We start from the raw sequence: 13,933 nt of genomic DNA, 5'->3' as shown, positions 1-13,933 counted from the left end.
ATGGAGACAAAATTCCCCTGCGGTGGTATCATAATATTGTACAAACGTTTGCACCAATAGCCTGACATTGGAATTGCAAGCGCTTCCCAGAAGAGGAGGATTATGCGATGCGGCTTCTTCATTTGCGCAACGAGCGAGGCACGACCTTGATTCAAGTGCTGGGCGCGTCGGTCATCCTGACCGCAATCGTCCTGGCGTTCGTCTCCGTCTCCCAGTACACGCTGTTGTCGAACAAGGACACCGACCATCGGGAGCAGGCGCTGTTCATCGCGGAGCAGATTGTGAACGAGCTGCGCGCCGGCGCGTCGTATCCGCACAATACGCTCGTCGCCTATGACTCCATATACAGCTACCGGATCGATCAGAGCCTCGCGCTGCCCGGCGGCGATCAGACGATCGCTGCGGATGCCGCAGCCGGCCTGCGAGCCCGCAATCAGCTTACCCTGCAGACCATCGTGCTCAGCTCGACGACTCCCAAGCTGCTTACCGTGAACGTTACCTGGAGAGGATGACTTCGCCCATGATCGATACCGCGAGCAATCAGAAGGGCTTCACGCTGCTCGAGACGCTCGGCGCCCTCGTCGTAACCGGCATCGTTCTCGTCACCGCTATTTTCTTCTACCAGGGCATGACCGACTTCTACTCCGCCTCTGTCGAAGGACGGCAAGCGCAGAGCAGCGCCCGCTACGGCTTGTCCCAGATCGCCAACCGGCTCCACGACAGCGCAAGCGTCTATCGTCCGAACGATGCGAACGAGTTGCGCTTCTCCGTCTTCCAGAACGGGACGACGTCCTATCGGGCTCTCCGCTTCAACGAGGGGATGCTGACCCTCTATACCTTCAACGGAACCGAGGCCCAGTGGTCGTCGGCAGCCGTCAGCCTGGCCAGCTCGCCTTCGCTGTACGCCCGTCCGGTCGAGCTTGCCCGCGGCTTGTCAACGACAGCGCCGCCCGTCTATTGGACGTCCGCCTCCGGGACGAAGACGACGTTGACGGGCGGCGCTCAGCTCAGCAATGGAGAGACAATCGGCATTACGCTCTCGTATTCGCTTGTAAGGAAGACCTCCTCCGGCGGCCGGTTCGATTCGGGACTGAAGTCCGTCAGCACCTCGGTCAAGCTTTACAACGACGGTCTGTAAAAATACAGCCAAGCCGCTATTGGCGATTCAACGAGAAGGCAACGCCCCCTGTGCAGCTTCCGTACGGGGGGTTGCCCGTGCCGCATTGCAGCGCCGTCGCGGCTCCGGTTGCGCTGATCGTGTTGGCGCCGCTGTTCGTATTGTGGAAGTCGATTTTATTGCCGCCCGCGATCAGGCCGCCCGCAGCAATCGAATACGCCTTGTCCACGCTGATATAGTCCGCCGCCAGAATGTCATTGTTCGCATTGATGCTGACTCCCATTCCGTTAGTGGCTTCCAGCTTGTTGACGATGATATACTTGTTCACCGCGACGCTGGACTTCCCGTTGATTTGCAGTTGATCGTAGGAGACGATGGAGTCGGCGGTTACCGTCGTCGCGGTCGAGGAGCTCGAATCGCTAATCCGGAAGGCGGCCTTCGCGAAGATCATGCCTGCAACAGAGAGCACATCGCCGTCTTTGTTGAAGCTGATCGTATTCTGGGAGATCAGATTGCCGAACTGCCCGTTCGCATCCTTCATAACCGTCAAGCTGCCTTTGTCATTCGTCTTGACATCCGAACTGACCACAACATCCCCGATAACCGCAAGACTGGCGCCCCACGTATTAAAATTAATATTCTCGGCGATGACGATCACGGGTTGGCCGGCCGTTCCGTAGCTGAGATTCCCATTCACGTCCAGGTTCCCGAGCTTCAACACCTCCGGCGTATTCACGCATCCCGAGCACACAAGCGGCGCGGCGTTGTAGCCGGCGATAATCGTATTGACGCTGGCAAGCGTATCGGAGAGGAACTTGCTGATCGCCTCCTTGAGTGTCGTGCCCGACCAGGGGTACGTGACGGTTCCGCCCGCGGAATTGTTCCCCTGCGGCGTCAGCAGGTACTTCTTGTTGACAGTCGTGTCGCTTGTCACGTCGATCGTATGGTCGACATCGACCGTCAGTGCGTTGTCGAACTCCTGAATCGAATACCGGAACGACTTCTGATAGGTCCCGGCGCTTGCCGTGATCGTCACAACAATGGTGTTGAGCAGCGCGCTCTCCACCTGATTGTCCGATAATGCGGCCGAAGCTATGTCCAGCGGCAAGCCGCCCGCCGTCGCCGCTTGCGTCAGCTTGACCTGCTTGCCGTTCGGCAGCGCGATCGTCTTCGTCCCCCACCCCGGGTAGGAGCGAATGGCGCTTACGGTTCCCGTCTGCTTGACGTAGCTCAGGAAGGCTTCCGCCGCCCCGGAGGAGAGCGTGCTGACCTGCGCCTCCCTCTCCATGCGGTCGGAAGACAGCTTGTCCGTGGACACCGAGTTCAGAATAACCGGAGTCACGACGGCCAGCACAAGCAGAAGCAACAGACAATAGAGCAGCACACTGCCGCGTTCGTTCTGCATTCAGGTCCGCCCCCCAGCGCCGCTCATGGCCGTCCTCCCAACGAATCGAACGCCTCCGCGTAGGCCGAGGACGAATAGGTGCGCACGTTCAAATTCATCGTCATCTCCCCGTTCTCGTCCACCGCAGCGTTGAAGGAGTCGACGACGGACAGCCTATTATAATGAAGGAGCTCGTCGAAGAAGGCATACGCATCCGCCGGTTGGCCGCGAAGGCTGATGGACAAGGCGATGACGTCCAGGTAGGCGGCTTGGCCGGCTGTCGCTGCGCCATCCCCGTTCGCCTGCGCCGAGACCGGCTCCCGCGCGTCCTCCCCGAGCTGGACGGATAACAGCTCAAGCCTGTTGTTCGCTTCCGAATCGGTCAGCAGTTGCAAATAATCGGGCATCCCGGCTGCGAGCGGGACCTGCTCCAGCAGCGACTTCAATTGCGCCGGGTCAATGACGGCAGTCTCCTTCTCCGCAGCCAATAAGGTCGCTTCCCGCCGCTGCAGACGATCTCGCTCCAGGCCGAGGCCGACCGTCTTCGACACGCTTCCGTGAAGCAAGCACCAATAGGCGGCCGCGATCAGCAATAATCCGGCCGCTGCGGCCAGCAGCACGGTCGACTTGACCTGGGCGCGTTGTCCGGAACGTTCCCTCGCAATTGATAAACGGCTCATTCGACTCCCTCATTTGGTCGGAAATAAATCTCCATGCCGACGGCATAATTCGTTGGAAGACTCTGCACCTGCTTCGTCATGCCGGTCATCCTCGCATGATCCACGCGCGGAATTCGCTGAACGGCCGCCAGATAAGCGATGATGTCGGACTCCTGCGCGAATGTATACTGCAGCCTCAACTGCGGCCCTGCGGACGCACTGACAGAGATCAGCGACGCGCCGGGCGGCAGCGGCTCCTCGATGAGCTTCACAAGCTGCGGCCAATCGGCGCGCCCGCTCTGCAGCGAAGACAGCTTCGCCTTCAGTTCCTCATAGCGTTTGACGGCCGGGTCCGCCTGCGGCTCCGTCTCCAAGCTGCGAACCCGCTGCTCCAACTGCGCGATCTCTTGCTCCATCCTGCCGGCCGCCCGATGATCCGACCCGGCCTCAATGACAATCGCGCCCAAGGCGGCCGCCGTCGCGACGGCGATGCCAAGAAGCATGAATCGGCTGTAACGTTGCCATACCGTCATGCGGGGAAGCAGATTTAACGGTCTCATGCCTCGCACTCCTTAAGGGCCAGCCCCATTGGCGCTGCGAACGCGTGGAACTTCGGAGCGAAGTCGCCCGCCGGGGAAGAGTAGCCCGGATTGGACAGCAGGCGGGATGCGATCGGCAGCTCTCGCCGAAGGAATTGCCCGATCTCCTCCAGGCGCTCGTGTTCCCCCGTCAAGACCACCTGCGTCACTTCGTGCCCGCGATTCTCCAGCATGTACAGATAGAACTTGGTAAGCCGATCGATCTCGTCGGTAAACTCCGCGCACAGTTCCCCGAACGAGGCCGGGGAAGCTGCCGAGGCCCGGGCGCCTCCGGCCAGCGGCACGCTGCGCGATACATGAACGCTGCCTTGATGAATGATGATCATGTCCGCATGGATCGGGCCCACGTCCGCGAGCAGAACCGTCTGGTCGTAGCGATAGGCCGCGTCCGTCCGAAGCAGGCGGAGCAAGCCGAACGACTTGATATCGAAGCTGGCGGGACGCAGGGAGCAACGCCCGAAGATATCCTCGTACTCGCCGATCCGCTTCCGGGACGCGGCTACCAGCAGCACGTCGCACATGCCATCCTCCGGCTGCGCGGACGGAGCGCCCATGATCTGCAGATGCCCCGCCTCCGTGTGCCGCTTGCTGGCGAACAGGCTCTTCAGCGACGGCTGATGCGGCTTGTCGCCGTCGGTTCCCGTCAGCTTGACGAAGTCGTAATAAGGGTGTTCGAACGGCAGTTGCAGGCTGTGCTCAACCTCGAACCGAATCATCTTCCGGAGGTCGGCCTCCCGAATGTCGGGCAATCTTAGCATCCGGGCCAGCACAAGCGGACTGGGCAACGCGAAGTGAACGCGCCGCGAGTATGCCGGAATCCGGCCAAGCAGCGAATTCATCGCCAGAATGACCGCCTCGCGGTTCATTACGACGCCGTCGACGATCGCTCCCTCCGCCAACGGCTCGATAGCGAACGATTGCACAACGGGAGCGCTCGCTCGCCGGTATTCCAGACAGATCCACTTGATGCTGGAGTCGGTCATCTCGATGCCTGTACAGCTTCGGCGGAGCATGCGTTGAAGTCTCTGTCCAATAGCCATTAGGTTGCACTCCTTCTTCTTACGCCATAGCCCAAGCGACAACATCGCGATACCAGATCAGCATGCGTTCGCCCCAGAGACAGGCGAATATCCCGGCCAGCGCGATAAACGGTCCGAACGGGATGTACTTCATCGATCGATCCTTGCGGACCATGCGCACGGCAAGTCCGTAAGCGAAGCCGAGAATGCTGGCGACAATCAGCGTCATGAAGGAAGACGCAATGCCCAGGAACAGACCGATCAACAGGAACAGCTTGATGTCTCCCCCGCCGATGCCCCCGTTGCTGACGATGGCCATGGCGAACAGGAGAGCGGAGATGCCGACGCCGGCGGCCGCATAGTTCCACAGCGGGAGCGGATGGCTCCAGAACAGCCGGATCGGAACGATAACAATGGCGCCGACAAGGAGAACCTTGTCGGGAATAATCATCCGGCTCAAGTCGGTCTGCACGATGACGACGAGGATGGAGATGAACAGCAGCGCGGGCGCCAGCTCGGACTGCCAGCCGATCTGCGACGCGTACAGGCCGAACAGCAGCGCCGTCGCCAGCTCGTAGATCGGATACTTGGGCGAGATGCGAGTGCCACAGCAACGGGCTCTGCCCCTCAGCCAGCAATAATTGAGCACGGGCACCAGATCCAGCTTCCGCAGCGAGGCGCCGCAATTCATGCAGCGGGATTCCGGCCATACGACCGATAACCCCTCCGGCACGCGAATCGCGACGACGTTCAGGAAGCTGCCGATCAGAAGCCCCAGCATACCAACCGCGAGTATCAGCGAACTATCGGGAATGATCATAAGATGTCCCTCGGATTAGAGTGAGAGCAAAGACAACCCGGGTGGAATTGCCTCTGCTCCGAATTGGGAAAATCGGACGATGTGCGGATCAAGTCACTTAAGGAGCATAAGTGAATGGAGTAGCCGCCAGCACCCAAGGGGCGTCAGCGTCAGCTCTCGATGCGAGCACGACAGTCAGGATATCGTCGCCGGCATTATCGCCGGTCTGCAGCACCGGCGCCTTCTGAAGATAACCGTTGGCCACCAGGTCGGATACATTGACGGATGCCCCGTCAGTGTCCTCTCCGAACGTTGCCTCGTTATCGATAATGTACCTCTGCACAGCCTCATAGACCGTCTGAATCGTCGCTTCGTCGGCCTTGTCTCTCGACTTGCTGACGGCGCTGGAGATCAGCGGAATGGCGATGGCCACGATAATGCCGATGATGACGACCACGCCCATCAACTCGATCAGCGTCATCCCTCTCTGGTTCTTCCACAGCTTGATTGTGGCTTGCCACATACAAATTCCCCCTAAGAATGTGATATAGAGTTGGTGCACATGCTTGTGCAAACGTTTGTTCAAACAATGCGACGAGACAGCCAAATTGCCAAATGGAGTACGGGAGCGCCTATTCCATATTCCCCATCAATGTGAAGCTTGGCAGAATGATCGCCAGAACAATGGTGCCGACCGCGACCGTCATAACGACAATCAGCAGCGGCTCGATCAGCGACTTGAGGCGATCCGCCATCGTATCGACATCGGCTTCATAGTAATCGGCGACCTTGTTCAGCATCTTCTCCAGCGTGCCCGTGCTCTCGCCGACCTGCATCATCTCCAGCACCATCGGCGGGAACCTCCCGCTCCTGCGGAGCGGCTCGACCAGCGAATGTCCTCCCGTCACGTTCTCCTTCGCCTCCTGAAGCACGCGGCCGATCGCTTCGTTGCTCACGACCTTGGCGACGATGGACAGCACCTGCAGCAGAGGCACGGCCGCCGCGTGCAGCGACGAGAAGGTGCGGGCGAATCGGGCGATCGCCTGCTTATGAATCAGAGTGCCGAAGATCGGAATTCGCAGCTTGCAGGCGTCGATGCGATACCGACCGTTCGGCGTCCGGGCAGCCAGATAAATTCCAACTGCAATTCCGCCCGCCCCGAGCAGCAGCAAGTACCAGAACCGCAGCATAAAGTCGCTGATCGCCATCACGATTCGGGTCGGAAGCGGAAGCTCGACATCCATTGCCGCGAAGTTCTCGACATAGGTCGGAATAACAAAAACCATCATAAACGCGATGACGCCCACAATCGCAATCGACATAATGGCCGGATAGATCATCGCCGACTTGATCTTGCCCTTGGTGGCGTTCTCCTTCTCGTACATGATCGCGATCCGGTGGAGCATCTCGTCCAACTGGCCGCTGATCTCCCCCGCTTCGATCATATGGACGAACACGCCTCCGAACAGCTTCGGCTGTGCGGCGGCGGCCGCCGAGAAGGAGGAGCCTCCTCTCATGTCCCCGATGATCTTGCCAAGCGCCGCGCGAAGCGGCTGGCTCGACGTCTGGCGGGAGATGGCCTCGATCGCGTCGACCAGAGTTACCCCGGCCGAATACATGGTCGCCAACTGCCGACAGAACAGCGTGAATTCCTGCTTCTTCACCTTCGCCTCAAGGAAGGGAAGGTCGCGCTTCCACACGCTCTCCTGACGATCCGCCAGGTGAACGATTCGCAAGCCGTTCGAGCGCAGTTGGTCGATGGCGTAATTCTCGTTCCGGGATTCGATGGAGCCTCTCCGATACGCGCCCCGCGCATCTACGGCAACATAGTTATAGGTCGGCAATGCACCACCCCTCCGCCCAACAGACATCTGCTGTATTTTCCTCAGAATCCGATTGCCTGACTGCTGTCCATGCTGGTCACCCGGAGCACCTCTCGCAAGGTGGTCAGCCCGGAAGCCGCCTTAAGCAGTCCGTCCTTCAGCAGCGGGATTAACCCGTGCCGTTCGGCGTATGCCCGGTATTCGGAGTCTCCCTTGCTCCGAAGAATCATCGAACGCAGTTGGTCATCCAGCAGCAGCACCTCGTGAATCGCCACCCGGCCCCGATATCCGGTCTGGGAGCATTGCATGCAGCCGGCCCCTTGCCTGAGCTTGTCGACCCGAATGCCACGCGCCTCGAACAGCCGCCGTTCCCCGGGCGTCGGCTCCACCTGCCGCGCGCAATTGACACACACGCAACGGACCAGGCGCTGCGCAACGACGCAGTTCAGCGATGACGAGAGCAGGAACGGCTCGACGCCCATCTCCATCAGCCGGGTAACGGCGTTCACGGCGTTGTTGGCATGCAGCGTGCTGAGCACGAGATGGCCGGTCATGGCCGCCCGCACCGAGATCTCCGCCGTCTCCAGATCCCGAATCTCGCCGACCATCGCGATGTCCGGGTCCTGCCGCAGCAAGGCGCGAAGCCCGATGGAGAACGTCAACCCCGGGCCGGAGTTGACCTGCACCTGATTGATGCCCAGAAGCTGATACTCCACCGGGTCCTCGATCGTCACGATGTTGGCTTCCTCGGAATTGACCTGCTGCAGAGCGGAATACAGCGTCGTTGTCTTGCCGCTTCCCGTCGGACCGGCGATCAGCACCATGCCGTACGGGCTGTTGATGCCGTTCTCGAATTGCCGAAGATTATGCTCCGTGAAGCCCAGCTCGGACAGTTGATGATTTCTCTTCTGCGAGTCCAGTATCCGCATCACAACCTTCTCCCCGTACATCGTCGGCATGGTCGAGATGCGGATGTCGATCTTCCGGTTGTCCACCGACAGCTCCATGCGCCCGTCATGCGGAAGCCGACGCTCGGCGATGTCGAGCTGCGCCATAATCTTGACGCGTGCAGCGATGACTCTCTGCATATGAAGCGGCAGCTTCTTCTCCGAGCGCAGCAGACCGTCCACGCGGTAACGGATGCGCAAGCCGTCCTCCTGCGGATCGAAGTGAATGTCGCTGGCGCCCGCCTGAATCGCTTGCTCGATAATCTGGTTGACCGTCTTGATGACGGGCGAATAGATATCGTCCTGCAGCATGGCGGGATCGTCGAGCTCGTGCTGCTCCAGCCGCTTCGCGATCTGCTCGACGGATTCCTGGAACCCGTAGAATCGGGAGATGGCCCGCTCCAGCTCTTCCTTGGACGTAATGGCCGGCATAATCTGCATTCCGGTGGTCATTCGCAATTCGTCGATCGCGAAGTAGTCCAGCGGATTGTTCATGGCCACAACGAGCTTGTTGCCTTCCTTCGACAGGGGCAGCACCTTCTGCCGTTCGGCAAGCTTCTGCGGAATGAGCGCGATGACTTGGGGATCGATCTGCAATTGATGAACCGGCACATACGGAATGCCTAGCTGACGCACCAGCGTCTCGATGACCTGCTGCTCGCTGACGTAGCTCTTCGAGATCAGCAGATCGCCGAGCCGTCCCTTGGACATCCGTTGCTCCTCCAGAACGGCATGCAGTTGCTCCTCCGTAATCAATCCGGCTTCGATCAGCAGGTCTCCGAGTTTCTTGCGCGTCAGCATGGCATGGTGCACCTCCGGCCTATTTGTCCTTCCACTTCGCAGCGGTCAGATTCAATGTCTGCGTTCCCGATAGCACCGTATACGAGCGGTTCGAGATATCCGAGCCGTTCGCATTCGTCTCCACCGAGGCCCACGAGCCTCTCGTGAACTTGAATTGCAAGGTCGTCCCCGCCTCGGGGGCAAAAGTAATCGAGTAGGTGCCGTCGCTGTTGCGAGCAAGCTTGTAGGCATTGTCCGCCGGGTCCCAGTTGTTGAACGTTCCGGAGAGGTAGAGCGTGTCGCCGGAGCTCGTCGTTGCGGGAACCGAGAGGTTGATCGTGAGGCTCTGGGCTTGCACGCTCGGCGTTCCCGCCGTAATCGTGCCGCCGTCATACGTCCACGTGCCTTGCTGGAACGTATAATTCTGGCCGCCGTTGTTGTCCCACGTGCCGCTTCCGTTGTTGAACACCGCCTGCATACTCGTCGCCGTGCCCAGGTCCACCGTGATGACGCTGTAGCCCGAGTAGTCCGCGGACGCCGTCATCGCCTTGCCCGGCGATGTCGTCCATGTGCCGCCGGTCGGCGCATAGTGGATGTACGGCGTGCTATAGCCGCGCTTGTAATAGATCGTTGCGCTGTTCGTCACCGCTTCAAGCGTCTTGACGGTTGCGGCCGCGCTCGCGTCGGACAGGTTGCCCGCCGCATCGGTCGCCTTCACCGTATAGCTGTACGTCGTGTTCGCCGTCAGCCCGCTGTCCGCATACGTCGTTGCGGTCGAGGTGCCGACCTTCGTTCCGTCGCGGTAGATCACATACCCGGTGACACCCACGTTGTCGGTCGAGGACAACCACGATACCGTTGCCGTGGACGAGGAGATTGAGGCCGCCGCGACATTGGTCGGCGCGCTCGGCGGCGTCGTATCCGGGACCGGCGGCGTGCCGGCCGTAATTGTGCCGCCGTCATACGTCCACGTGCCTTGCTGGAACGTGTAGTTCTTGCCGCCGTTGTTGTCCCAAGTGCCGCTTCCGTTGTTGAACACCGCCTGCATACTCGTGGCCGTGCCGAGGTCCACCGTGATGGCGCTGTAGCCCGGATAGTCCGTCGACGCCGTCATCGCCTTGCCCGGCGATGTCGTCCACGTGCCGCCGGTCGGCGCATAGTGAATGTACGGCGTGGCGTAGCCGCGCTTGTAGTAGATCGTCGCCGTGTTGGAGACGGGCGGAACGTCCGTCGTCACTACCAGCGTGCTGCTGGCCGCCGACACATTCCCCGCGGCATCGTAAGCCTTGACCGCATACCGGTACTCGGTGGAGGCGGACAAGCCGCTGTCCGTATACGTCGTTGTTGTCGACGTTCCCACCTTGACATCGTCGCGGTAAATCTCGTAGCCGGTCACGCCCACGTTGTCGGTGGAAGCGGTCCACGACAACGAGACGGAGCCGGATGTCTTCGCGCTCGCGGTCACGTTCGTCGGCGCCGAAGGAGCCGTCGTGTCTACGATTGCTCCGGCCGGCGCTCCCGCTGTGATCGTGCCGCTGTCATACGTCCACGTGCCCTGCTGGAACGTGTAGTTCTTGCCGCCGTTGTTGTCCCATGTGCCGCTTCCGTTGTTGAAGTCGACCTCGGCCCCGGCCGCAGCCCCCACGTTCAACGAGATAACGTTGTAGCCGGACACCTCCGACTGCGGCATCGCGACCCCCGGCGCCGTCGTCCAGGTCCCGCCGATAGGGCGGTAATGAATATACGGCGTGGAATAGCCGCGCTTGTAGTAGATCGTCACGACGTTGCCGTTCGCCGTCTTGGCCGATGCCTCGGCGCTCGCTTCGGAGGCATTGCCCGCAGCATCCAAAGCCTTGACATAATACGTGTATGTCGTATTCGGGCTCAGGTTATTGTCCTGATAGGAAGTCGCCGCCGAGCTGCCGATCTTCGCTCCGTTGCGATAAACATCGTAAGACGCTACGACGTAGTTATCGGTGGCGGCCGTCCAGCTCAGCGTGATGCTCGAGGCTGTCTGTTCGCCTGCCGTCAGATCGGTCGGCGCCGATGGCGCGATCGTATCCGGCTCCCGGGTCTGCACGAGGAGCGGATCGCTTGCCGCCGAGGTATTGCCGGCGCTGTCCCGTGCCTTAACCGTGTAGCTGTAGCCGGTAGAGCTCGTCAAGCCCGAGTCGGTGTATGATGTCGATGCCGTCGTGCCGATCAGCGTTCCTCCCCGATAGACGTCGTACGCCGTTACGCCGACATTGTCGCTCGCAGCCGTCCACGTCAGAGCGACCGAGCGGTCCGTCACGGTTGCCGCTTGCACATTCGTCGGAACGGAAGGCGCTTCGGTGTCGACGACGAGGAACGGATGCGTGCCCTGAATTGTTCCGTTCACGTCCTCCACGATTTTGCCGGTCGAATCCTTCGAATAAGTGCCTGCGCCGACGTAGACCGTCTGGATATCGGACTTGGTGACGTTGCCTTCGCCGTCGACCGCTTCAATATAATAGTCGACCAGTTGATCGCGGTAGTTGTTCAGGTACGTGTAGTACATATCGCCGATCTCTTGCGCCTTGACGACGTTGAACATCTTCGTGCTCTCCGCCTGCCAGGACACGCCGTTGATGTCTTGTTGAAGATCGCGCTTGGTCATCGGATAGGAAGTCCAGTCGCTTACCTTGGACGGATCGATGTTCGATACGCCCTGCGCCTTCATGGCGGCCGGCTCGTAGACGCGGAACGTGTTGTCGGTCGCGCTCGCGGTCTTGTCGGCGTGGGTGCGAACCTTCACTTTAATATCCTGCAGACCGCTTACATCGTAAGCATAGGTGTAGATGCCGAAGGTGTTGTCGTAGTATTGCAGCGTCCAGCCTTCCGCCTTGCTCACATTGGAGCTGCCCGGATTGTACGGATAGCGCTGCGGCCACCATACGGAAGGACCGGTCTTGTCCTTGGACGCATTCTGCGCCACATAAGGCTTCGTGAAGTACAGCGAGTTGTTGAAGGAGAGCGTCGGCTTCACGCTGTCGTCGACGTTCTCATCGTAGTAGCCGAAGCCCGAATCCATCGCCGGAAGCAGGAAGTACCAGCCAAGCTCCGCCGGGTTCGCGCCTCCCTTGTAATCGTTGTTGACATCGCCCTTGACCGGATAAGAGATCATCCACGGGTTCAACTGATTGCCCGAATACGTGACCTGCTTGTCCAGATTCGTCGTCGGCTGCCAATAATTCGGGTGATCGTCAAGCCAGATCTGCTCGGCCGTCTTCGCGTAGTTCTCGGCCGCCTGCAGCAGCGCGAAGTTGCGCTCCAGGTAGTTGTAGCCGTACTCGAACGATACCGTCATTCCGTCTTCGACGCCGCTCAGGTTTTTCTTCGGAGAGAGATTCATGCCCGTCGCCTTGTTGAAGTCGGAGAACTGGGCCTTCCAGATGCCGAACGGCACGTGCCAGTGATACCAGGTCGGGTCCGAGGAGGAGTCCCGCGTATCGATCCACGAGCCGTCCTGGACGTGAACGACATCGCTCGCCGCCGGCGTGTTGTTGATCAGATATTCGCTGATGCCCTCCGCCTTGACGCCGGAATCCGCATACGTGACGTTGGCGGCATTGCGCCAGGTGTCCTCCGAGCCTGCGCGGCCCGAGGAATTGTCGCCGTCGTGCGCGATGACGAAGAACTGCTTCTGCGATACGAGCCCCTCGTAGTTCTTGAGCACGGTTGCCTGAACCGAGCCTTGGTAGCCTTCCTCCCACGATTCCGCCTGCGCGACCGGCACGCCGACGACCTTGCTCTCCTCGCCGGTGGCGGGATCGACATAACGCACCCAGTGAGGCGTGGAAGCGAACGGGTACTTGTTGTACACCACCTGCTTCTCGTTGAACATCGGCTGCGCCAGCCAGCCGCCGACCGAGCTTGTATTCTGCAGGTCCGCGCGGTTCGGCGGCGATACCATCGTATCCGCTCCGGGGTCGTTCAGCAGCGGGTAGTCGGTAAGCGTGCGGGAGTAATGGTTGTTCCCGAGCACTGACCACTCGATGCCGAGCTTGTTCAGAACCGGAATGATCCGCTCGGAGAAGCCCAATTCCGTTGGGAAAAATCCCTTCGAGGACACGTAAGAGTCGCCGAGAAAATACGATTGGGCCAGCGTTGCGCTATGATAGATCAGATCCTTCTCCAAGTAGTCGTTGCCCGTCAGCGGTCCCATCGAGTGATGCCCGCTGAAGTGGATCAAGTCCAGCGTGCGGTTCCCGTTCGGCGTCTTGAGGCTGTTGTATGCATTCTTCCACGTCAACCCCCAGTTGACGTCGTTGTAGCCGGGGACGTTGTTCGTCGTCATGAAGCTGTTGACATTGTTGATCAACGCGCCGGACATCGTTACCTGCATCTGCGCCGACGGGTACGACTGATTCAGCGACTGCGCGACCTGCCACGGCCAGTACAGGTAGGCGCCGGTCTTGGCATTGTGCGTGTAATAGGAGACGAGGTCGTCATGCGGCAGCGCGCTTCCGTTCGTCGGATTGAAGTACGTATAGTTGGCGGGCGGGTTGTTCTTCAGGTCGATGACCTGCCCGTCATACATGTACCGAATCGGCGAACCTACGGCTGTCGAAGCATATTGGGACGTATCATAATAAGCCCAGAAGTTTGGCATATGATTGTGATACACGTGGGTTGCGGAGATTTCGGCCGAAGCCGTGCCGGCGCCCGATGCGATCAACGAGAATGCCGTTAACAGGGATAGCAGCTTTTTCTTCAGGGGGGGTGCACTCCTCTCAATAGCGGGATAGGGCCTGCCGAACCGGAACGCGGTTCCGGTCGACAGGC

The 13,933-nt window shown here is 60.0% G+C and carries 11 protein-coding genes; 2 read left to right on the top strand and 9 right to left on the bottom strand.

The window, feature by feature from the left end:
* Positions 1-107 precede the first annotated feature (107 nt).
* The gene (locus E6C55_RS07400; protein ID WP_136369137.1) at positions 108-512 is read left to right on the top strand and encodes a type IV pilus modification PilV family protein; all 405 of its coding nucleotides are present in this window, start codon (positions 108-110) and stop codon (positions 510-512) included.
* Between the two features lie 8 nt (positions 513-520).
* Complete coding sequence (locus tag E6C55_RS07395; protein WP_168735523.1) at positions 521-1,138, top strand: PilW family protein; 618 nt, start codon at positions 521-523, stop codon at positions 1,136-1,138.
* A 16-nt stretch (positions 1,139-1,154) separates the two neighbouring features.
* Here E6C55_RS07395 and E6C55_RS07390 read toward each other — a convergent pair whose 3' ends face one another.
* The 9 genes from E6C55_RS07390 to E6C55_RS07350 all read right to left on the bottom strand — a co-directional run bounded on the left by E6C55_RS07390 (position 1,155) and on the right by E6C55_RS07350 (position 13,760).
* Positions 1,155-2,522 carry a hypothetical protein gene (locus tag E6C55_RS07390; protein ID WP_136369135.1) on the bottom strand — a complete coding sequence of 456 codons (1,368 nt, stop codon included), beginning with the start codon at positions 2,520-2,522 and terminating at the stop codon, positions 1,155-1,157.
* Between the two features lie 23 nt (positions 2,523-2,545).
* Positions 2,546-3,181, bottom strand: a complete 636-nt coding sequence (locus E6C55_RS07385; RefSeq protein WP_136369134.1) for a hypothetical protein — start codon at positions 3,179-3,181, stop codon at positions 2,546-2,548.
* Positions 3,178-3,720 (bottom strand): hypothetical protein, encoded by a 543-nt coding sequence (locus tag E6C55_RS07380; protein ID WP_136369133.1) that lies wholly within the window; start codon positions 3,718-3,720, stop codon positions 3,178-3,180. Before E6C55_RS07380 ends, E6C55_RS07385 begins: the two co-directional genes overlap by 4 nt.
* Positions 3,717-4,799: a type IV pilus biogenesis protein PilM gene (gene pilM / locus E6C55_RS07375; protein ID WP_168735522.1), complete on the bottom strand. Its 1,083-nt coding sequence runs from the start codon at positions 4,797-4,799 to the stop codon at positions 3,717-3,719. The genes E6C55_RS07380 and pilM overlap by 4 nt, the downstream gene beginning before the upstream one ends.
* 19 nt (positions 4,800-4,818) lie before the next feature.
* Complete coding sequence (locus E6C55_RS07370; protein WP_136369131.1) at positions 4,819-5,598, bottom strand: prepilin peptidase; 780 nt, start codon at positions 5,596-5,598, stop codon at positions 4,819-4,821.
* Positions 5,599-5,695: 97 nt separating this feature from the next.
* Positions 5,696-6,100 (bottom strand): prepilin-type N-terminal cleavage/methylation domain-containing protein, encoded by a 405-nt coding sequence (locus tag E6C55_RS07365; RefSeq protein WP_136369130.1) that lies wholly within the window; start codon positions 6,098-6,100, stop codon positions 5,696-5,698.
* 109 nt (positions 6,101-6,209) lie between these two features.
* Positions 6,210-7,421 carry a type II secretion system F family protein gene (locus tag E6C55_RS07360; protein ID WP_136369129.1) on the bottom strand — a complete coding sequence of 404 codons (1,212 nt, stop codon included), beginning with the start codon at positions 7,419-7,421 and terminating at the stop codon, positions 6,210-6,212.
* A gap of 41 nt (positions 7,422-7,462) precedes the next feature.
* Positions 7,463-9,148, bottom strand: coding sequence for a GspE/PulE family protein (locus E6C55_RS07355; protein ID WP_136369128.1), 1,686 nt, complete (start codon positions 9,146-9,148; stop codon positions 7,463-7,465).
* A 19-nt stretch (positions 9,149-9,167) separates the two neighbouring features.
* On the bottom strand, positions 9,168-13,760 hold the full coding sequence (locus E6C55_RS07350) for a carbohydrate binding domain-containing protein (RefSeq protein ID WP_136369127.1): 4,593 nt from the start codon (positions 13,758-13,760) through the stop codon (positions 9,168-9,170).
* Between the last annotated feature and the right edge of the window lie 173 nt (positions 13,761-13,933).

The sequence above is a fragment of the Cohnella fermenti genome (assembly GCF_004801405.1).
GTDB lineage: Bacteria > Bacillota > Bacilli > Paenibacillales > Paenibacillaceae > Cohnella > Cohnella fermenti.
Note: the sequence above shows the minus strand (reverse complement) of the source record. Positions and strands in the feature narration are given on the sequence as shown.

Coding starts and splice junctions, on each gene's coding strand:
- E6C55_RS07390 (WP_136369135.1), bottom strand. CDS start 2,522: ATGCAGAACGAACGCGGCAGTGTGCTGCTCTATTGTCTGTTGCTTCTG.
- E6C55_RS07380 (WP_136369133.1), bottom strand. CDS start 3,720: ATGAGACCGTTAAATCTGCTTCCCCGCATGACGGTATGGCAACGTTAC.
- E6C55_RS07365 (WP_136369130.1), bottom strand. CDS start 6,100: ATGTGGCAAGCCACAATCAAGCTGTGGAAGAACCAGAGAGGGATGACG.
- E6C55_RS07355 (WP_136369128.1), bottom strand. CDS start 9,148: ATGCTGACGCGCAAGAAACTCGGAGACCTGCTGATCGAAGCCGGATTG.
- E6C55_RS07370 (WP_136369131.1), bottom strand. CDS start 5,598: ATGATCATTCCCGATAGTTCGCTGATACTCGCGGTTGGTATGCTGGGG.
- E6C55_RS07400 (WP_136369137.1), top strand. CDS start 108: ATGCGGCTTCTTCATTTGCGCAACGAGCGAGGCACGACCTTGATTCAA.
- E6C55_RS07385 (WP_136369134.1), bottom strand. CDS start 3,181: ATGAGCCGTTTATCAATTGCGAGGGAACGTTCCGGACAACGCGCCCAG.
- E6C55_RS07395 (WP_168735523.1), top strand. CDS start 521: ATGATCGATACCGCGAGCAATCAGAAGGGCTTCACGCTGCTCGAGACG.
- pilM (WP_168735522.1), bottom strand. CDS start 4,799: ATGGCTATTGGACAGAGACTTCAACGCATGCTCCGCCGAAGCTGTACA.
- E6C55_RS07350 (WP_136369127.1), bottom strand. CDS start 13,760: ATGCCAAACTTCTGGGCTTATTATGATACGTCCCAATATGCTTCGACA.